Raw genomic sequence first — 20,864 nt, forward strand, 5'->3', positions numbered from 1 at the left:
GCTTGAAGTAACAGCCAAGGTCGGAAACCAAGGCGGCGAAGGTGGATTGCAAACCACCTATAAAGCTACGTATTTCAATAGGTTAGCACTATACCCGCTTCGCAAGCTACTGATTTTTAACGCGCTGCGGGCGACGCAATACAACAGGGTATTTTTCGGGAAGTAATAGATCCTGCTTCGATCGAGAAATGCTATCTCTGCGGAGGTAGTCCGCTTAAAGACCGTATTTGTGATTTTCTCGAGGTTTTTTATTTGCCTGCCGTTCGCGGACCGAGCACGAGTCGCTTGTCCTACTCTACCTGCCGCTGCCATGGTCAGGTTATTCGGGGCTTGCGCGCAGCCGAACCTGCTAGACGCTGATTGTCTCCAGGGTAAAAAGCCCCCCGCGACATGGAGGCCCTTGATAGAATCCAGACCAATCGCGGCCCTTCATGCACGTCAAAGATTCAGACGAATTACTTTGAAAACAGAATGGCCTATTGCTGAAAACACGAACCGTATGTTGAATGAGTCACCCATGCAAACAGCTCACACCACGCTCAGAAAGAATAGTGATATCGAAGCGCTCAGAACGCTCGCAATTATTCTTGTAATTTTCGCCCATATCTCTGCTTTGCTGTCTCCTGACTCTGTATACCGAGTAGTTCTCGCCTACTTTCGATTTGGTTACGGCGTTGACGTATTTTTTTGCATATCCGGATTTATCATCACCAAATCAATAATCAACGAAATACCATCCTCAAGAAGCCTCAAATCGATTCTCGACTTCTCTATTCCGTTCTGGACTCGAAGATTCTGGCGCCTGATGCCATCCGCGTTCTTCTGGGTATTGATGGGTCTTTTGCTATCCGCATGGCATGGCGGCGAAGGGTATATCCCTAAACTGAAGGATTTCGCGTGGCCGGCGTTTGCAGCGGCTTTTCAGTTTTTTAACGTCATATTCCCAGCATGCCGGGACGCCAGTACTTGCGGCACTGTTGGTATATATTGGAGCCTCTCGCTTGAGAATCAGTTCTACTTGATATTACCTGTCATCGCTGTATTGGCCGGAACGCGGCGGATGGCGATGATCTTCGGTGCGGTCTTCCTTGCACAGTTTTTTTTATCAAGGCAATTGACCGACCCAACCCCCTATTTGTGGGCATTTAGAACTGATGCCATTGCCCTCGGCGTCGTCCTGGCCATCTGGCAGAAACATGCTTCATATCAACGCGCAAGGCCAGACTTCCTACGAAACGGCCCACTTTGCACTCTCCTGCTATTGCTGATGATCGCCGGATTGGGAGCCATAACGATTCCTGTGGCACCAATTCCGTTTGCTATGGGGATTACTTCTGTCGGGGCGTTTTTACTCGTTTGGGCTGCTAGCTACAACGAAAATTACTTTACGCGCTGGAAACCAGTGGAGGTTTTCTGTGATTACCTGGGCTCAAGATCTTATGCTATCTACCTGGTCCACTTTATAGTCCTGTTTACAGTTCGCCAGCTTATGTTCAGCCCCGCAGAAAGCTCAACAAATACTAACTACGACACACTGAGCGTCGCGTCATACGTTTTCGTTTTTATATTCTTCACACTCGCTCTCTCTGAACTGAACTACAGATTCATTGAGACACCACTTAGGAAAAAAGGCGAAAAGATTTCAAAAGGTATGAAACTAAGAGTTATTCAACAACCTTAAACGGATAGTCAGGATTTTTAGTCTATTCGAGCGATGGCAGCTCTTGCCACTCCGAGGGGATGCCCTTCCCCCCCGAGAAAGAGCTGCACCATCTTCAGCAGGCTCGTAGCCATGATCGGCGTTGACCGTTCGAGAAGGGCTATTAAAACCAGAGCTGGTAATGCCTCTGCCAAGTAGGCAGGTTGAACCAGCACATGATGAACAATTCAGTACAAACAACTGGTTGTTTACGTGACGCCTAAGAAAATTTTTGGCGCAGACCACCTTTCCCGCAGGCAATAAAAAACCCCGTAGATCACTGATCTACGGGGCTTTTAAGAGTGGAGGCCGAGGTCGGAATCGAACCGGCGTAGGTGGATTTGCAATCCACTGCATAACCATTTTGCTACTCGGCCTCAAAACATTTGTTATCAGTAGCACAACAACAAATGCGTTTTAAACTTGGAGCGGGAAACGAGACTCGAACTCGCGACCCCGACCTTGGCAAGGTCGTGCTCTACCAACTGAGCTATTCCCGCTTGGTGATGCGCATTCTATAGAATTAAGAAGCTCCGTCAACCCCTTGATTCAAAAAAGTTTTATTTCTTTTCAACATCGGTCTTCAGGTGCGGCCAGGCAGCGCGAAGGTATTGAACCATCGACCACAATGTCAGGCCAGCAGAGACCATCAGCAAGGCATAACCCAGGATAACCCAGAAACTGAAGTCCTTTGGATTGGCCAGCAGGATCACCAGCGCGAGCATCTGCGCGGCGGTTTTCCATTTGCCGAGATTTGAAACGGCTACGTGAGCACGGGCGCCGAGTTCGGCCATCCATTCGCGTAAGGCCGACACCACAATCTCGCGACCGATGATGACAGCAGCCGGCAGAGTGAGCCAGAGATTGCCGTGTTCCTGGACCAGCAGCACCAGAGCCACTGCAACCATGAGTTTATCGGCGACCGGATCGAGAAACGCACCGAACGGAGTGCTTTGCTCGAGACGACGGGCCAGATAACCGTCCAGCCAGTCCGTTGCTGCCGCAAAGGCAAACACCGAGGCGGAGGCCATGTAACTCCACTGGTAAGGGAGATAGAACAGCAAAATGAAGATCGGGATGAGCAGGACGCGTAGAACGGTAATCAGATTAGGGATATTCATCGGCACAACTGGCTACGAGGTGAAGGGGCATTCTACTCGCTATGCAGGTTCGCATAAATCGACTCTGCGAGCTTTTTACTGATCCCCGGGGCTTTGGCGATCTCTTCGATGCTTGCACGAGTCAGCTCCTGCAATCCACCAAAATGTTTCAACAAATCGCGACGTCGGGTTGGCCCAACGCCCGCAACGCCTTCCAGCGTTGACGTACGGCGGGTTTTGCCTCGGCGTGCGCGGTGTCCGGTAATTGCAAAACGGTGGGCCTCATCGCGGATCTGTTGAATCAAGTGCAGCGCCGGCGAGTCGCCACGCAAGGTGAACTCGTGCGCCGCATCATTCAGATACAACGTTTCGAAGCCCGCCTTGCGAGTAGCGCCTTTGGCGACGCCGAGCAGAATCAGATCCGGTACGGCCAACTCGTTGAGAACATCTCGAGCCATCGACAGCTGACCCTTGCCACCGTCCACCAGCAAGATGTCCGGCAACTTGCCCTCGCCTTCCTTGAGTTTGCTGAAGCGTCGCGTCAGGGCTTGGTGCATGGCGGCGTAGTCGTCACCCGCCGTGACGCCTTCGATGTTGTAGCGCCGATAGTCCGACTTGATCGCGCCTTCCGGGCCAAACACCACACAAGAAGCAACCGTGGCCTCACCACTGGAATGACTGATGTCATAGCATTCCAGACGCTGCGGCGGCTCATCCAGGTTCAATACTTCGGCCAAGGCTTCAAACCGCGCTGCGGTGTGTTGACGATTGGCCAGGCGTGCGCCTAACGCCTGTTCTGCGTTGGTCACCGCCAGTTGCTGCCAGCGCGCACGCGTACCACGCACCCGATGGCTGATGGCCAATTCGCGCCCACGCAGTTCATGGATCGCTTCGATCAGCGTCGGAAAATCTTCGTGCACCACGTTGACGATCAGTTCGCTCGGCAAATCGCGCTCAGGGCTGCTGATGAAGTACTGGCCGAGAAACGCGGCCATGACTTCCGACACGTCTTCTTCGATCCCGACTTGCGGGAAGAAATTCTTGCTGCCCAGCACGCGTCCGCCACGGACACTGATCAAATGCACGCAGGCACCACCCGGGTTGACGAATGCCGCGATGACATCGATATCTCCCGTGCCGCCTTCCATGCTTTGTTGATCCTGGACCCTGCGCAACAGCGCGATCTGATCGCGCAACTCGGCAGCTCGCTCGAACTCCAGGTTGATTGCCGCCTCTTCCATCGCCGTCGACAACTCGTTGGTCAGCGCGTGACTACGCCCCTCAAGAAACATGACCGAGTGACGCACGTCTTCGGCATAGACCTCAGGCTCGACCAGCCCGACGCAAGGCGCTTTGCAGCGTTTGATCTGATATTGCAGACATGGCCGGGTACGGTTCTTGTAGTAGCTGTCTTCGCACTGGCGAACGAAGAAGGTCTTTTGCAGCAGGCTCAAGCTTTCGCGTATGGCGCCGGCGCTCGGATAGGGACCGAAGTATTTGCCTTTGGCTTTTTTCGCCCCGCGATGAATGCTCAGGCGCGGGAATTGGCCGTCGGACAGAAACACATAGGGATAGGATTTGTCGTCGCGCAACAGAATGTTGTACGGCGGCCGCCACTCCTTGATCAGCGTTTGCTCAAGCAGCAGCGCTTCGGTTTCGTTGGCGGTGATGGTCGTTTCGACCTGCGCAATGCGCCCAACCAACGCGGCAGTCTTGGGCGCCAGACCGGTTTTGCGGAAGTAGCTGGCCAAGCGTTTTTTCAGGTTCTTGGCCTTGCCCACGTATAACAGGCGCGCATCGCTGTCGAACATGCGATAGACGCCCGGGCGCCCACTGACTGTCGACAGAAACGCGCCGGAATCGAATGTTTCAGTCATGGTCAGAGGCTGGCATCAACCATGCCGTGACGAACCGCCAACAGTGTCAACTCGACGTCGCTGCTGATCGAAAGCTTCTCGAAAATACGGTAGCGATAGGTGTTCACGGTTTTCGGCGACAGGCACAACTTGTCGGAAATGATCTGTACCTTCTGACAGCCGACAATCATCAACGCGATTTGAATTTCCCGCTCGGACAAGGCATCGAAAGGCGAATCATTGGACGGCTGAAAGGACTTGATCGCCAATTGCTGGGCAATCTGCGGACTGATATAGCGCTGGCCGGCAAACACCAGGCGAATGGCCTGAACCATTTCCGGCAAACCCGCGCCCTTGGTCAGATAACCCGCAGCACCAGCCTGCAGCAAGCGTGTCGGGAAAGGATCCTCTTCACACACCGTCACTGCGACCACCTTGATATCCGGATGACTGCGCAACAGTTTGCGCGTGGCTTCGAGGCCGCCGATGCCAGGCATCTTGACGTCCATCAGCACCACATCGGGCTTCAACTCTCGGGCCTTGATCAGGGACTCTTCCCCGGATTCGGCCTGGCCAACCACCTGCAAGCCATCGATATCGGCCAGCATACGTGTAATGCCTGTGCGAACGAGATCATGGTCATCGACCACTAGCACCCTAATCAAGCAGACACCTCGCGATATGGTCATATTGGGATGCCGGACACCTTAGCAAAAAGTACCCCACAGACCTAGCGGAAAGCGTCATTTAAAAAGTTTCAATTCATCATTGAGGGCTTGCCGGCCGTGGGTTTCAGAGCACATGTGTACTTATATCAAGCTGCATTCGCAGAAAACACTCGTCCGCGCCCTGAGCCTGTAGGCCTTTTCTTTCATACAAGTTTCTCGCCGGATTATTGTCGAATACGGTCAGGCGTAAAGCGGGGCGTCTTTCTTTGCGGGCCAGGTCGATAACCTGATCAATCACCCAGGAACCCGCGCCCCGCCCCTGAAACGCTTCAGCAATCTGCAGTTCACGAATGTACAGCGCGCGCATATCCCGACTGAGGCTGAGAAAACCCACCGGCACATCACCCTGCACTATCAGCCAGTTCTGCCGCCCCGGCCACGCCACGTCAAACGCCTCGTCCTGCCATAACAGGTCATGGTGAATGTAGTAGCGCAGCATGTTCTGACAGGTGAGATCGCGGGCAAATTCCAGGTCTTCTGGGGCCGCAGGACGTAAGTGGAATGTCATCAGGCTTGCGTAACAGGAACAACCCGTCCCTGCCATACACCGTTGTTACGTTGAGCGACGACCAGAAAATCGCCCGTTCCCAGCGCAGCAACGATCAGCGAACCGTCTTCAGACCAGACGCAACTGCGCCCGGCGGATTGCCAACCGCCGGTCAGCCCACCGTGATTGGCCATCAGCACAGCCATCGAGTGTTGCCGGGCGTAGCCTTGAAGTATCGCTGTGTCGGCCGCGTAGCCTTTCTCGCTGATCAAGACACCGGCGGCGTATAAGCCAGCGCCCTGACCTGCAGCCGCCAAGGCATGACTGGAATGAGAGAAATCGGCACATACCGCCAATGCGACCACTTCCTCGCCAATGTTCAGGGTTGGCCCGCCAGAACCGGGTGCAAAAACGAGGTCCTCGCCTGTGTGCAGATGCTGTTTGCTGTAAACACCGAGAGAGCCGTCAGCGCCCAGAACCAGAGCACCGATCAGCACCGAAACACTGCCCTCCAACCGGATAGGCATACCGACAACGGCAGTCACCTTAAGCTCTCGGGCCAAATCCCTCAGGGGACGTAGCACAGCATCTTGCGGGTCGATCGCCAATGCTGCCGCATCCTGCCCTTCATAGCCCGTCAGCGACAACTCGGGAAAAACCAGCAACTCGACACCCTGCTCCGCTGCTGCCTCAATAAAGCGGCAATGTCGGGCAATGTTCCCGGGAAGGTCCCCGGCAAGGGAGAGGCTTTGGGCAGCGGCAATGGTCAGTGTCGACACGGTTCATCCTTGGCAATCATGCGAAATGCTGAGTGTCACCACTCTTGGCCAAATCAGGCAATAGGCATTTTGTTGATAATGCGATAGCAATTTCTGATTGCTGAGGCGTATCGGCCTCTAGTAAGCTCGGCCCATTCATTGGAGACAGACCATGTTCATCGCCCTCTCACAGCTTCCTACCACCAGCGCCCTGCGCTCGGTTGCGGCTGCCCGGGTGAATGACGTTTGCGCTCCGGTCAGCTTTTATTTTGGGTATTGGTTTAGCCACTGGCGCGCCTGATACCCAAACGGCGCCCATGACAACGGGTCGCCTACCAGAGAATTCTCAACCCCCGGTCGGCCTCCCGACCGGGGGTTTTGTTTTTTCAGCCCCAACTTTTTCAGCAGCACACCAGACACTTTGAGGAATCACGAAATGAACTACGCCACTTATTACCGTTACGACAGCTTTAGCGCCTGGCGATTTACCAGCCTCCGCTCGGGACAGCCTGCCGCCTCCGATCGGTCACCTTCAGGTGGCAAGCACACACACGTAGCCAATACGGCCAACTGTCGAACACCCCAGTAGGGCCGAGCGAGCGGGAAGCACCCGCCGCCAGCCCAGGAAAACCGAATATGAACTCGTCCGTTTCTGCTCTGCCACTGTCCACTCTGAACTCTGCCAACGAAGCATTGACCCTGCGTCTGCCCAGCTCGTTGCAACTCAAACAGCAATTGCCTCTGAGCAATCCCTTGAGCCTGCAAGTCGCCGCCCATCGCCAAGCGGTTCGCGCCATTCTCAATGGCCAGGATCAGCGTCTGCTGGTCATCGTCGGTCCCTGCTCTATCCACGACCCCCAATCCGCACTCGAGTACGCCGGCAAGCTCGCTCGACTGGCTGAAGAAGTCAGCAGCGAAATGCTTTTGGTGATGCGCGCCTATGTCGAAAAACCGCGTACCACGGTCGGCTGGAAAGGCCTGGCGTATGACCCGCATCTGGACGGCAGTGATGACATGGCTGGCGGTCTTACCCTCTCGCGGGAACTCATGCTGGAAATGATCCGCCTCGGCTTGCCGGTGGCCACCGAATTACTGCAACCGATGGCGGCCGGGTACTTCGATGACCTGTTGAGCTGGGTGGCCATTGGCGCGCGTACCACTGAATCGCAGATCCACCGTGAAATGGCCAGTGGACTGAGCATGCCGGTAGGCTTCAAGAACGGCACTGACGGTGGCGCAGCCATTGCCGTTGACGCGATGCGTTCGGCAGCCCATCCGCACCGACATTTCGGCGTCGATAGCCAAGGGCATCCGGCCGTCATTCAAACGCCTGGCAACCCCGATACTCATCTGGTCCTGCGCGGGGGCCATAAAGGGCCGAACCATGATCGCGAGAGCGTGGCAAAAATCCACGCGGACCTGGACAGGCTGAAGATTCCGAGCCGAATCATGGTCGACTGCAGCCACGCCAACAGTGGCAAGGATCCATTGCGTCAGCCAGGCGTCTTCAACGAAGTGCTTGAGCAACGCTTGCAAGGTGATCGCGCGCTGATCGGCATGATGATTGAATCTCACCTGTTCGAAGGCTGCCAACCGCTGACCCAATCCCTGCGCTACGGGGTTTCAATCACCGATGGCTGCCTCGGTTTCAGCGCAACAGAACACTTGCTGCGTGCCGCCGCTCAGCGCCTCGCCGAACACGCCAAAGACTGACTTGCAGACCATCCCTCCGGACTTATGGCAAGCCGGAGGGATGGTCGGTCCCGCTACGCCTCTACTCGGACCGGTGTGGCAGCAGATTCCTGACTGACATCGTCCAGACGCTCGACTGTGTAGGCTACCCGCACGGTCGTGCCATCGTGCTCACGCCAGAATCGGTGCGGCACGATAAAGATCAGCGGCTTTCCCGCCGTTTCCCGCGTGATTTCGCGGTCATCCCGGTGATTGAAAAGATCTCCGTCGCACTTGAGATACACCAGCTCACCTTCATGCGTCTGTGCATTACCAATCACGATGGTCACCCCGTCGATCGAATCCTCTTTCAGCAACACGCCATCTTCAGCTTCAAGCACGTCGGGAGCGTCCAGCTCACCACGAAGGAACGGCGTGACGAGGATTCTTGCCGACTCGGATTCTCGAACCGCGCCACCGGACTGTTCCACTCGATAGCGCACCGACACCTCACCACCGAGATGTGCAGCGATGTGCGCCCCGTCAACCCAAAATGACAGCACGTCAGCGACAGCAAAGGTTTCGACCTTCAGGCTGTCGCTGAACGTTGCCGGCATTGCTTCAGCGCCCCACAGCAATGTGACCCGATCCCCCGCCGCCATTCGGGCATAAGGCTGAAGCACGACAAGCGTGCCGTCCGCCACTCGCTCCGGATCCAGTGTTCCCCTTATCGCTCCCTCGACAATTGGTGCAAGCAACTGCGGCCGTGTATCTCCCACCGACAATTGCACGCGTGCAGATAACGCTGGGACTGACGAGCTCGCACTGAGCAGTTTCCAGTAAACCTCCAGCGAACCGCCATCCAGTGCGGCGATGTGCATGCCTTTGATAACGAAAACGACATCCTTGCCGACCTGGGCTTCGCTGACATAGCGCACCATTTCATGCTGATAGACGAAGCCTTCTATATCCAGCCCCTCCCAACTCAACAGCAACTGGTCGCCACAGGTCATGTTTGCATAAGGCGCGATACGCACAACAACCTTGCACAGCGAAGGATCAAGCACCGTCCCCCCCGGATAATCAAGGGTCGCCGCGGGCAGTAGTTCGCTCGAAACACAGGGAGTGACGGGGTGGCGCATCCGGTAGCAAAACTCGACTTCGTGCGTGTTCATTAGTGGCTCCATTCCTTGGAAAAACGCCGCATTCATGGACGGCGTCGACAGCCAACATTTAACGCGCTTCCCGATATTTTCGATGTCAGCCCGATCCGCCGCAGACACCCGGCAAACGCCTCCAGCGGGGTAGGCAAAAGTGAGCAAAACCGCCCTCAACCAAGCGAAAGATGTCCTCAACTTCCGATTCGGATCTCACAAGTATCTGAAAATTCGTACAGCCCCTAGTCCAGATTCAACGGCCAAGAGAAGCCTCTTCTTACTTCTTCAACGGGATGAGTGTTTTAGAGTGGCCTCCGGATTCCCCCGATGAACTTCTGTGAAAAAGGTAAGAACATGCAACGGAATGCTTCAACTCGCTATCCCATCCTGCTGGTACACGGTCTGTTCGGATTCGAGCGCATCGGTCATTTCGAGCTGTTCCATGAAGTAAAGGACGCTCTGAAGATGGCCGGCAGCCGAGTGTTTGTTCCCCACCTTTCCGCCACTCATAAAAACGAAACAAGGGGTGAACAACTGCTTGCACAGATTGATCGTGTTCTGCGAGGCACAGGTGCCGACAAAGTCAACCTCATCGGCCACAGTCAAGGAGCACTGGCTGCCCGATACGCTGCGGCGCTCGCGCCACACGCCGTAGCTTCGGTGACTTCCGTCAGCGGCCCGAATCACGGTTCGGAGCTGGCCGATTTTCTGCGCAAGGCATTAGTGCCTGGACGACTGCCAGAGGCGGTCGCCCAGAATGTGGCGACACTGTTTGGCAATTTTCTTTCGTTGCTCAGTGGCAGTGTGACGCTGCCGCAAAACGCTTTGGCGGCGCTGAATGCGCTGACGACCGAAGGCGTGGGCGATTTCAACGACAGGTTTCCGCAGGGGTTGCCCAGCACCTGGGGCGGGCACGGCGCGGAACAGGTCAACGGTGTGCGCTATTACTCCTGGAGCGGCGTCCTGCCCGCCGACAGTCCGTCGACACTCGATCCGACCCGAAACGTATGCCATGCGCTGTCGCAATATTTCATGACCGAGACCGAACAGAATGATGGTTTCGTCGGCCGTTTCAGCTCTCACCTGGGGCAAGTGATCCGCTCCGACTATCCGCTGGACCACTTGAACAGTCTGCGTCGCTCGGCCGGCCCCGTGACTGCGCTGCCCGACCCGATTGAACTGTACGTTGAACACGCCGAACGTCTGCGTGCCGCGAATCTCTGACCAAAGCCACGGACAACCGAACGGAACTTTGCCGAGAATTCGCCCACTGAATCCGGTAGGCTCCACACTTTACTGAAATAGATTGGAGAGTTTCCCCATGGCTAAAGCCACTGCCCGCCACATCCTGGTTTCCAGCGAAGACAAGTGCAACGAACTCAAGGCCCAGATCGAAGGCGGCGCCGATTTCGCCGAAGTCGCAAAGGCCAACTCCACCTGCCCGTCCAGCCGTCAGGGCGGTGATCTGGGTTCGTTCGGTCCTGGCCAGATGGTCAAGGAATTCGACACCGTGGTCTTCAGCGCGCCAATCAATGTCGTGCAAGGTCCGGTGAAGACTCAGTTCGGTTATCACCTGCTGGAAGTCACCAGCCGTCAGGACTGATCCGTCGCCTGATTGCTCACCAACGGCCCGCCTTCTGGTGGGCCGTTGTGTTTCAGTTACATATACGGCTGGCGACTGACGCGCCTCTCGCGTACAACTTGCGCTTATCGATTTCCCGGTTCCAAGGCTGACAATGCGACTGGTTTTCCCCACATTGATGCTCACCGCCCTCGCCCTGCTGACGGGCACCGCCGGCGCGAACGCTGCACCGCAACACGCGTTGACCGTTTATGGCGAACCCGCCAAGTACCCTGCCGGTTTCAGCCACTTCGACTACACCAACCTGCAAGCGCCCAAGGGCGGGACGATGCGCCGTTCGGCCATCGAGATCGGCCACTTCGACCACATCCTTCCTTATATAGACAAAGGCATCGGCGTCACGCAGATCGATGGTTTGCTCTATTCGCCGTTGGCTCAGCGTTCGCTGGACGAGCCTTACACGGTTTACGGACTGGTCGCGCAAAAGATGGAGCGCTCGGACGATGGTCTGTCGCTGCGGTTCTTCATCAATCCCAAGGCACGTTTTGCTGATGGCAAGCCGATTACCGCCGAAGACGTACGCTACACCTACGATTTATTGATGACCCAGGGCAGCCTGCGTTATCGCACCCAGTTTGCTGACGTCAAAGGCGTCGAAGTGGAAGGCCCGTTGACCGTGCGTTTCGACTTCAAGAGCAATGAAAACCGCACCCTGCCACTGGACATCGCGACCCTGCCGGTATTCCCCGAGCATTGGTGGAAGAGCCGCGATTTCGCCGGGGGGGGCGGCTATGAACCACCACTGGGCAGCGGCCCTTATCGAGTCGGAAAAGTCGATTCAGGGCGCAGCATCACCTTTGAACGCAACGCTGACTGGTGGGGCAAGGATTTGCCGGTCAGTCGCGGTCTCTACAACTTCGATCATTTCAGCATCGAGTACTTCGGCGATACCGATGTCGCCCGGCAAGTGCTGCGCGGTGGCGCCTACGACTACAACCGCGAGTTCTCGGCCACCGGCTATTCAATCGGCTACGACAGCCCGGCGCTGAGCGACGGACGCCTGCAAAAGGCGCATCTGGCCACCGAGGCGCCCCAGTCGGCCCAAGGCTTTGTGTTCAATCTGCAAAAACCCATGTTCGCCGATCGCCGCGTGCGCCAGGCACTGGCCATGCTCTGGGACTTCGAGTGGAGCAACCGGCAGATGATGCGCGGTATGTATATCCGCCAGCAGAGCTACTTTTCCAACACGCCACTGGCGGCAAGCGAACTGCCCGATGCGCAGGAACTGAAAATCCTCGAACCGCTGCGCGACCAGGTTCCCGACGAAGTCTTTAGCAAAGTCTTCGAGGCGCCGAAAACCGACGGCAGCGGCCTGATCCGCGATAAACAGTTGCAAGCCCTCGAACTGCTCGAACAGGCCGGCTGGAAACCGGATGGCGATCAACTGGTGAATGCGCAAGGCGAGCCGCTGAGCTTCACCTTCCTGGTCAGCCAGAACGGTATGGATCGCTTGCTGCTGCCGTACAAACGCACGCTGAAACAGATCGGTATCGACCTGAACATCCGCCGTATCGACTCCTCGCAATACGTCAACCGGCTGATGAGCCGTGACTACGACATGATCGTCACCGGCTACCCGGTCAGCACTTCGCCGGGAGGCGAGCTGCTCAATTACTTTGCTTCCGCGTCGGCCAACGACCCGGGCGCGAACAACTACATGGTGTTGAAAAACCCGGCGGTGGATACGTTGATCAACGGTCTGATTCGCGCATCCACGCAGTCCGACATGCTGCATTACGCCCATGCCCTGGACCGGGTGCTGCAATGGAATTACTACTGGATTCCCAACTACTATCCGCCGGGCACGTCGACGGTGTGGTGGAACCGCTTCGGCATACCCTCAGTGCAAGCCAGCAATGACGAAGCCATCGAGAGCTGGTGGGAAATCAGCAGCACGCCGCTGACCAATCAGCAGATGACCGCCGAGAAAATCGCCCGTGGCAGACCCGGAGGACCGCACTGATGTGGGGTTACATACTGCGGCGCCTGCTGCTGATCATCCCGACGCTGGTGATCATCCTGCTGGTCAATTTCGTGATCATTCAGGCCGCACCCGGCGGTCCGGTAGAACAGGCCATCGCCCACCTGCAAGGTATCGGCGGCGCCAGTGTCGGTGGCGGCGCCAGCGAAACCATGAGCGGCACCTCCCGTGCCAGTCGCGGCCTCGATCCGCAACTGATCAAGGACATCGAAAAACAGTACGGCTTCGACAAACCGGCTCACGAACGCTTGTGGCTGATGTTGAAGAACTACGCGCAACTGGATTTCGGCAAGAGCTTCTTCCGTGGCGCGACAGTCACCGACCTGATCCTGGAAAAAATGCCGGTGACCATTTCCCTCGGGCTGTGGGCGACGCTGATCACTTATCTGGTGTCGATCCCGCTGGGGATCCGCAAGGCTGTGCACCATGGCAGTCATTTCGATATCTGGAGCAGCACGGCGATCATCATCGGTTACGCGATGCCAGCGTTTCTGTTTGCGATGTTCCTGATCGTGGTGTTTGCCGGCGGCACGTCGCTGAACTGGTTTCCGGTGCGCGGTCTGGTGTCGGACAACTTCGAATCGCTGTCGACCCTCGGTAAAATCGCTGATTATTTCTGGCACCTGGTGCTGCCGGTCACGGCGCTGGTGATCGGTGGTTTCGCCACACTGACCATCCTGACGAAAAACTCGTTTCTCAATGAAATCACGCGCCAGTACGTGGTGACCGCGCGGGCCAAAGGCCTGAGCGAGCGCCGCGTGCTCTACGGGCATGTGTTCCGCAACGCGATGCTGCTGGTGGTGTCCGGCATCCCGCAGGCATTCATCAGCGTGTTCTTCGCCGGTTCCTTGCTGATTGAAGTGATCTTCTCCCTCGACGGTCTCGGGCGCATGAGCTACGAAGCTGCGGTTTCGCGGGACTACCCGGTGGTGTTCGGCTCACTGTTCATCTTCACCCTCTTCGGCCTGCTGATAAAACTGGTCGGCGACCTGTGTTACACGCTGGTCGATCCGCGTATCGACTTCGCCGCGAGGAACGCCTGATGTTCAAGCTCTCGCCTATGGGCCGTCGGCGCTTCGAGCGCTTCAAGAAAAACCGCCGTGGCTGGTGGTCGTTATGGCTGTTTATCGGCCTGTTTGTGCTGACACTGGGTGGCGAGTTGATCGCCAATGACAAGCCATTGGTCGTCAGCTATCAGGACCAATGGTACTTCCCGGTCTTCAAGCGCCACACCGAGCAGGAGTTCGGCGGGCAACTGCCGTTCCAGGCGGATTATCGCAGCGACTATGTGCAGCACCTGATTCGCAAGGACGGTGGCTGGCTGCTGTTCCCACCGATTCCGTTCAGTGACGACACACCGAATTACGACCTCAACAAACCGGCGCCGAGTCCGCCGACGTCGGTCAACTGGCTGGGCACGGACGATCAATCGCGCGATGTGTTGGCGCGGGTGATTTTCGGCGCACGGGTATCGATTCTGTTTGCCCTGATGCTGACCTTTGTCAGTGCCCTGATCGGCATCGCCGCCGGTGCATTGCAGGGCTACTACGGAGGCTGGGTCGATTTGCTCGGGCAACGCGTGCTGGAAGTCTGGTCGGGGCTGCCAGTGCTGTACCTGTTGATCATTCTCTCCGGTTTTGTCGAACCGAACTTCTGGTGGCTGCTGGGGATCATGGCGCTGTTTTCATGGCTGGCACTGGTGGATGTGGTGCGCGCCGAGTTCCTGCGCGGACGCAATCTGGAGTACGTCAAAGCCGCCCGCGCGCTGGGCCTGAGTGATCGCAAGGTGATCTTCCGGCACATTCTGCCCAATGCGATGAACGCGACACTGAGTTACCTGCCGTTCATTCTGACCGGGGCGATTTCCACCCTTACTGCGTTGGATTTTCTCGGCTTCGGCATGCCCGCCGGCAGTGCCTCGCTGGGTGAGTTGATCGGTCAGGGCAAACAGAACCTGCAAGCTCCGTGGCTCGGGTTGACGGCGTTTTTCACCCTGGCGCTGATCCTTTCTTTATTGGTGTTCATCGGCGAAGCGTTGCGTGACGCGTTCGACCCTCGATCCTGAAGCGTGGCCATGACTGACAACCTGATTGAAATCCGTAACCTCAACGTCGCCTTCCATAGCCAGAGCGTGGTGCGCGACCTGTGTCTGGACATTCGTCCTGGTGAGTGCCTGGCGTTGGTGGGCGAATCGGGCTCGGGCAAATCGGTGACCGCCCATTCGATTCTGCAGTTGCTGCCCGAAAGCGAAGCGCAAACCACTGGCAGCATTCGCTATCGCGGACAGGAACTGATCGGCGCAGATCCCAAGGTTTTGCGCGAGTTGCGCGGCAACCGCATCGCGATGATCTTCCAGGAGCCGATGACCTCGCTGAATCCGCTGCACACCATCGAAAAACAGATTGGCGAAACGCTGCTGTTGCACCGTGGCCTCGGTGGCAAAGCAGCACAGGCACGGATCCTCGAACTGCTCGGTCTGGTGGGCATCCAGAAACCCAAGGAACGCCTCAAGGCTTACCCGCATCAACTCTCTGGCGGACAACGGCAACGGGTGATGATCGCCATGGCCCTGGCCTGCGAACCGGAGCTGTTGATCGCCGACGAACCGACCACGGCGCTCGACGTGACGGTACAGCGCAAGATCCTGCTGCTGCTCAAATCCCTGCAACAACGCTTGGGCATGTCGCTGCTGCTGATCAGCCACGACCTCAATCTGGTGCGCAGTATTGCCCAGCGCGTGTGCGTGATGAAGGCCGGGGAAATCGTCGAACAGGCGCCCTGCGAAACCCTGTTTACCGAGCCGAAGCATCCTTACAGCTGCGTGCTGCTCAACGCCGAACCCGACGGCGAAGCCCTGCCCCGCGATGAGCGCGAGAACGTACTGGAAGTCGACGACCTGAAGGTTGAGTTCGTCGTCGGCGGCGGTCTGTTCCAGCGCAAGCAACTCCTGCGGGCGGTGGACGGCATCAGTCTGAGCATCCAGCGTGGCAAGACGTTGGGTATCGTCGGCGAATCCGGTTCCGGCAAGTCGACATTGGGCCAGGCGATCCTGCGTTTGCTCGACTCCGAGGGCGGTATCCGCTTTCAGGGTCAGGCGCTCGACGGTCTCAATCAGAAACAGATGCGCCCATGGCGTCGACAGATGCAGGTGGTGTTTCAGGATCCGTTCGGCAGCCTCAGCCCGCGCATGTCAGTGGCGCAGATCATCAGCGAAGGCCTGGAAGTGCATTGCGAGTCGACGGCTGATGAATGCGACGAGCAAGTCATCCGTGTGCTTAAAGAAGTCGGCCTCGACCCCGAGAGTCGCCATCGCTATCCCCACGAGTTCTCCGGTGGCCAGCGCCAACGCATCGCTATTGCGCGGGCACTGGTGCTGAAACCGGCGCTGATCCTGCTCGACGAGCCGACCTCGGCACTCGATCGCACGGTGCAGAAACAAGTGGTCGCCCTGCTCCGCCAGCTTCAGGAAAAACACGGTCTGACCTATCTGTTCATCAGCCACGATCTGGCGGTTGTGCGCGCCCTGGCCCACGACATGATCGTGATCAAGGACGGCAAAGTGGTCGAGCGTGGCGCCAGTCATGAGGTGTTTGATGCGCCGCAGCATCCGTATACCAAAGAGCTGTTGGCGGCGGCGCATCCGCAGTAGGCATCATATGCGTTCGGCTTGAAACCGGGTCGCGGCTTTCGCGAGCAGGCTCGCTCCCACAAGATTCACGGTCGTTTACAAAATTTGTGAACACCCCGGCCCGCTGTGGGAGCGAGCCTGCTCGCGAAAGGGCCGGCGCAGGCAACAAACAATCAGGATCAGCCTCCATGAACACCACCGAAAGCCTCAAGGACTACCAACGGGTCCGCACCCTGGCGATCCGTTCGCTGTTCGAGATCATCGAGCAATCCAGCGAAGGCACGGTGATCGTCGATCGCGATGCCAACATCGTCTGGATGAACGAGCGTTACGCCCGGCGTTTCGGTCTCGAATCGGCTGAAGGCGCCATCGGCAAACCCTGTGAAAGCGTGATCCCAGGCAGTCTGTTGCGCGAAGTCGTGCGCACCGGGCGCCCTATCCTGCTGGATATGCAGGACACCCCGAAAGAGCCGTTGGTGGTGATGCGCCTGCCGATCCATGACGACGCCGGCACGGTGATCGGCGCGATCGGCTTTGCCCTGTTCGACGAGCTGCGCACCCTGTCGCCAATGCTCAAACGGTATTTGAGCATGCAGGAAGAACTGGCTTCGACCCGCTCCCTGCTGCGCGCCCGGCAGACCAAATACAACTTCGCCCACTTTATCGGCACCAGCGCCGCCAGCCTCGAAGTCAAACGCCGTGCCCGACGCAGTGCCAGCGCCGAGTCGCCGGTGTTGCTGCTCGGCGAGACCGGCACCGGCAAAGAGTTGCTGGCCCAGGCCATTCATGGCGCCTCGCCACGAGCACACAAGGCCTTCGTCAGCATCAACAGCGCGGCGATTCCCGAGGCGTTGCTGGAAGCGGAGTTTTTCGGCACCGCACCCGGCGCGTTCACCGGCGCCGACCGCAAGGGCCGCACCGGCAAGTTGCAGATCGCCCAGGGCGGCACATTGTTTCTCGACGAGATTGGCGACATGCCGCTGCCCCTGCAAAGCAAACTGCTGCGTGTGTTGCAGGAAAAGGAATTCGAGCCGGTCGGTTCCAACGAGGTGATTCAGAGCGACGTGCGAGTGATTGCCGCCACTTCGACCGATCTGCAAGCGGCGATCAAACGCGGTGAATTCCGCGCCGATTTGTACTATCGCCTCAACGTATTGCCGATTCAGGTGCCACCATTGCGTGAACGTCTCGATGATCTGCCGGCGCTTAGCGAAGCGATTCTGGAAGAGCTGCGCAGTCAGCACGAGTTGCACGGTGATGCGCTGGCGTTGCTTGGTCAGCACGCCTGGCCTGGGAATATTCGCGAGCTGCGCAATGTACTGGAGCGGGCAGCGTTGCTCAGTGATGACTTGATGCTGAGCGAGCAGGATATTCGTGCGGCGATTGGTACGTTGACGCCGGTTGAGCGTGCCTCGGTGCCGACGATGGAGACGCTGGCTGACGAGACTTTTGCTCAGGCGCGGGAGCGGTTTGATCGGCAGTTGATTCAGGCAGCCCTAGCGCAATGTGCGGGGAACGTACCGGAGGCAGCGGCTCGACTGGGGCTGGGGCGGTCGACGCTGTACAAGAAGATGGTGGCGTTGGGAATCGCTTGAGTCTCCATACAGAGATATAGATCTCCACATAGAGACAGACACACAGGAGTGCTTCGCACTCATCGCGAGCAGGCTCACTCCTACATTTTTACAGGTGTGCACATCCCCCCTGTAGGAGTGAGCCTGCTCGCTATGACGCCAAATCGATCAACACCATCTCAAAACAGAGACAAACAACTCATTTGCGATTCAATCATTCAGATTAACTTCATATATTTCAGCAACTTACATATCTGGCACAGTTCTCGCTAACGTCTCTCCCACACCCGTTCCACCCACAAAAATAACAATTCTGGAGAGACACACCATGAGTGTGATCATTGCCTTGGCAGCCCTGGCGCTGCTGATGCTGGCTGCCTACCGTGGCTACAGCGTTATCCTCTTCGCGCCGATTGCCGCCCTCGGTGCGGTCCTGCTCACCGACCCTTCTGCCGTTGCCCCTGCGTTCACCGGGGTGTTCATGGAGAAAATGGTCGGCTTCATCAAACTGTATTTCCCGGTTTTCCTGCTCGGTGCCGTGTTCGGCAAGTTGATCGAACTGTCGGGGTTCTCCCGCTCGATCGTTGCCGCGGCCATTCGCTTGCTCGGCACCAAACAAGCGATGCTGGTGATCGTGCTGGTCTGCGCCCTGCTCACTTACGGTGGCGTGTCGCTGTTCGTGGTGGTCTTTGCGGTGTATCCGTTTGCCGCCGAGATGTTTCGCCAGAGCAATATCCCCAAACGGTTGATCCCGGCCACCATCGCCCTCGGCGCGTTCTCGTTCACCATGGACGCCCTGCCCGGCACGCCGCAGATCCAGAACATCATCCCCAGCACGTTCTTCAATACCACCGCGTGGGCGGCGCCGTGGCTGGGCGTGATCGGCACGATTTTCGTGTTCTGCACCGGCATGCTGTTTCTGCAGCGGCAACGCAACAAGGCGCAACGCGCCGGCGAAGGCTACGGCACCGAACTGCGCAACGAGCCGGAAACCGCTGAAGACCTGAAATTGCCAAACCCATGGATTGCGCTTTCGCCGTTGCTGGCAGTGGGCATCATGAACCTGCTGTTCACCCAATGGATTCCACAGTGGTACGGCAAGACCCACAGCCTCGCACTGCCGGGCATGGCCACGCCGGTCACCACCGAGATCGCCAAACTGACGGCGATCTGGGCGGTGCAGGCGGCGTTGCTGGTCGGCATTCTGATGGTGCTCGCGTTCGGCTTTCAGGCGATTCGCAGCAAGCTCGCCGAAGGCAGCAAAAGCGCGGTCAGCGGTGCGTTGCTGGCTGCGATGAACACTGCTTCCGAGTACGGGTTCGGCGCGGTGATCGCGTCGCTGCCGGGCTTTCTGGTGCTGGCGGACTGGCTCAAGCAAATCCCCAATCCACTGGTCAACGAAGCCATCACCGTTACGCTGCTGGCCGGTATCACCGGTTCCGCATCGGGTGGCATGAGCATTGCGCTGGCGGCGATGTCCGAGCAGTTCATCAGCGCAGCCCACGCGGCGAACATCCCGCTGGAGGTGCTGCACCGCGTGGCCGCGATGGCCAGTGGCGGCATGGACACCCTGCCGCACAACGGCGCAGTCATCACCCTGTTGGCGGTCACCGGTCTGACCCACCGTGAAGCCTATAAAGACATTTTCTGTATTACGCTGATCAAGACCCTGGCGGTTTTCGTAGTGATCGGCACTTTCTACGCCACTGGCATTGTGTGAGGTATTCATGACCACTCTTTCCGGCAAGACTGCACTGGTAACCGGTTCCACCAGCGGCATCGGCCTGGGCATCGCACTGAGCCTGGCCAAGGCTGGGGCGAATCTGATTCTCAACGGCTTTGGTGATGCGTCCAAAGTCATCGCCGAGGTCGGGCAATTCGGCGGCAAAGTCGGCCATCATCCGGCCGATGTCAGTGACCCGGCGCAGATTGCCGACATGATCAATTACGCCGAGCGCGAGTTCGGCGGCGTCGACATTCTCGTCAACAACGCCGGCATCCAGCATGTGGCGGCGGTGGAAGATTTTCCCGTCGAACGCTGGGATTCGATCATCGCCATCAACCTGTCTTCGGTGTTTCACAGCACACGTTTGAGTCTGCCGGGGATGCGCGCCAAAGGTTGGGGGCGAATCATCAATATCGCCTCGGTGCATGGCCAGGTCGGCTCGACCGGCAAAGCGGCTTATGTGGCCGCCAAGCACGGCGTGATCGGTTTGACCAAAGTGGTTGGCCTGGAAACCGCCACCAGCAACGTCACTTGCAATGCGATCTGCCCGGGTTGGGTGCTGACGCCGCTGGTGCAGAAGCAGATCGATGATCGAGCGGCCAAGGGTGTCGATCCGCAGCAGGCGCAACATGATCTGCTCGCCGAGAAACAGCCATCGCTGGAATTCGTCACGCCGCAGCATCTGGGCGAACTGGTGTTGTTTTTGTGCAGCGAGGCTGGCAGCCAGGTACGCGGGGCGGCGTGGAATATTGATGGTGGCTGGCTCGCCCAATAGCACAGCCATCCCCCTTCTGTGGGAGCGAGCCTGCTCGCGAAAGCGGTGGGTCAGCCAATGAAGTCGTTGGGTGCACGGACGT

Annotated in this window: 17 protein-coding genes and 2 tRNA genes; 11 read left to right on the forward strand and 8 right to left on the reverse strand. The window is 57.7% G+C overall.

Annotated elements, in window-relative coordinates; genetic code table 11:
- Positions 1–517 precede the first annotated feature (517 nt).
- On the forward strand, positions 518–1,681 hold the full coding sequence (locus tag KBP52_RS04705; RefSeq protein ID WP_077573115.1) for an acyltransferase: 1,164 nt from the start codon (positions 518–520) through the stop codon (positions 1,679–1,681).
- A 321-nt stretch (positions 1,682–2,002) separates the two neighbouring features.
- Here KBP52_RS04705 and KBP52_RS04710 read toward each other — a convergent pair.
- The 7 genes from KBP52_RS04710 to KBP52_RS04740 form a co-directional block, all read right to left on the reverse strand.
- Positions 2,003–2,076 (reverse strand) — tRNA-Cys (locus tag KBP52_RS04710).
- 47 nt (positions 2,077–2,123) lie between these two features.
- Positions 2,124–2,199, reverse strand: a tRNA-Gly gene (locus tag KBP52_RS04715).
- A gap of 60 nt (positions 2,200–2,259) precedes the next feature.
- Positions 2,260–2,820 carry a CDP-diacylglycerol--glycerol-3-phosphate 3-phosphatidyltransferase gene (pgsA, locus tag KBP52_RS04720; protein WP_007950102.1) on the reverse strand — a complete coding sequence of 187 codons (561 nt, stop codon included), beginning with the start codon at positions 2,818–2,820 and terminating at the stop codon, positions 2,260–2,262.
- Between the two features lie 32 nt (positions 2,821–2,852).
- The gene (gene uvrC, locus KBP52_RS04725) at positions 2,853–4,676 is read right to left on the reverse strand and encodes an excinuclease ABC subunit UvrC (protein ID WP_110719179.1); all 1,824 of its coding nucleotides are present in this window, start codon (positions 4,674–4,676) and stop codon (positions 2,853–2,855) included.
- 2 nt (positions 4,677–4,678) lie between these two features.
- A complete protein-coding gene (uvrY, locus tag KBP52_RS04730; protein ID WP_016984198.1) occupies positions 4,679–5,320 on the reverse strand; it encodes a UvrY/SirA/GacA family response regulator transcription factor in 642 nt (213 codons plus the stop codon).
- 127 nt (positions 5,321–5,447) lie between these two features.
- Positions 5,448–5,891, reverse strand: coding sequence for a GNAT family N-acetyltransferase (locus KBP52_RS04735; protein ID WP_212622208.1), 444 nt, complete (start codon positions 5,889–5,891; stop codon positions 5,448–5,450).
- Positions 5,891–6,649 carry a carbon-nitrogen hydrolase family protein gene (locus KBP52_RS04740; protein WP_212622209.1) on the reverse strand — a complete coding sequence of 253 codons (759 nt, stop codon included), beginning with the start codon at positions 6,647–6,649 and terminating at the stop codon, positions 5,891–5,893. Before KBP52_RS04740 ends, KBP52_RS04735 begins: the two co-directional genes overlap by 1 nt.
- Positions 6,650–7,264: 615 nt before the next feature.
- Between KBP52_RS04740 and KBP52_RS04745 the strand changes: the two genes are divergently transcribed.
- The gene (locus KBP52_RS04745) at positions 7,265–8,341 is read left to right on the forward strand and encodes a 3-deoxy-7-phosphoheptulonate synthase (protein ID WP_212622210.1); all 1,077 of its coding nucleotides are present in this window, start codon (positions 7,265–7,267) and stop codon (positions 8,339–8,341) included.
- A 53-nt stretch (positions 8,342–8,394) separates the two neighbouring features.
- Here KBP52_RS04745 and KBP52_RS04750 read toward each other — a convergent pair whose 3' ends face one another.
- A complete protein-coding gene (locus tag KBP52_RS04750) occupies positions 8,395–9,474 on the reverse strand; it encodes a hypothetical protein (protein WP_212622211.1) in 1,080 nt (359 codons plus the stop codon).
- A 336-nt stretch (positions 9,475–9,810) separates the two neighbouring features.
- Here KBP52_RS04750 and KBP52_RS04755 point away from each other — a divergent pair, with 336 nt between their 5' ends.
- The 9 genes from KBP52_RS04755 (at position 9,811) to hbdH (ending at position 20,782) form a co-directional block, all read left to right on the forward strand.
- Positions 9,811–10,680, forward strand: a complete 870-nt coding sequence (locus KBP52_RS04755) for a triacylglycerol lipase (RefSeq protein WP_077573191.1) — start codon at positions 9,811–9,813, stop codon at positions 10,678–10,680.
- Positions 10,681–10,777: 97 nt separating this feature from the next.
- On the forward strand, positions 10,778–11,059 hold the full coding sequence (locus KBP52_RS04760; RefSeq protein ID WP_007912303.1) for a peptidylprolyl isomerase: 282 nt from the start codon (positions 10,778–10,780) through the stop codon (positions 11,057–11,059).
- A gap of 133 nt (positions 11,060–11,192) precedes the next feature.
- On the forward strand, positions 11,193–13,061 hold the full coding sequence (locus tag KBP52_RS04765) for an extracellular solute-binding protein (RefSeq protein ID WP_212622212.1): 1,869 nt from the start codon (positions 11,193–11,195) through the stop codon (positions 13,059–13,061).
- A complete protein-coding gene (locus KBP52_RS04770) occupies positions 13,061–14,122 on the forward strand; it encodes a microcin C ABC transporter permease YejB (protein ID WP_034154280.1) in 1,062 nt (353 codons plus the stop codon). Before KBP52_RS04765 ends, KBP52_RS04770 begins: the two co-directional genes overlap by 1 nt.
- Positions 14,122–15,144: an ABC transporter permease gene (locus tag KBP52_RS04775; protein WP_212622213.1), complete on the forward strand. Its 1,023-nt coding sequence runs from the start codon at positions 14,122–14,124 to the stop codon at positions 15,142–15,144. The genes KBP52_RS04770 and KBP52_RS04775 overlap by 1 nt, the downstream gene beginning before the upstream one ends.
- Before the next feature lie 9 nt (positions 15,145–15,153).
- Positions 15,154–16,728, forward strand: coding sequence for an ABC transporter ATP-binding protein (locus KBP52_RS04780; protein WP_212622214.1), 1,575 nt, complete (start codon positions 15,154–15,156; stop codon positions 16,726–16,728).
- Between the two features lie 167 nt (positions 16,729–16,895).
- Entirely contained in the window at positions 16,896–18,302 is a 1,407-nt protein-coding gene (locus KBP52_RS04785) for a sigma 54-interacting transcriptional regulator (RefSeq protein ID WP_212622215.1), read from the forward strand.
- 307 nt (positions 18,303–18,609) lie between these two features.
- Positions 18,610–20,001, forward strand: coding sequence for a GntP family permease (locus KBP52_RS04790; protein ID WP_064390255.1), 1,392 nt, complete (start codon positions 18,610–18,612; stop codon positions 19,999–20,001).
- A 7-nt stretch (positions 20,002–20,008) separates the two neighbouring features.
- Entirely contained in the window at positions 20,009–20,782 is a 774-nt protein-coding gene (gene hbdH, locus KBP52_RS04795; protein WP_123595517.1) for a 3-hydroxybutyrate dehydrogenase, read from the forward strand.
- The last annotated feature ends 82 nt before the right edge of the window (positions 20,783–20,864 follow it).

It is taken from the genome of Pseudomonas sp. SCA2728.1_7, from assembly GCF_018138145.1.
GTDB classification, from domain to species: domain Bacteria; phylum Pseudomonadota; class Gammaproteobacteria; order Pseudomonadales; family Pseudomonadaceae; genus Aquipseudomonas; species Aquipseudomonas koreensis_A.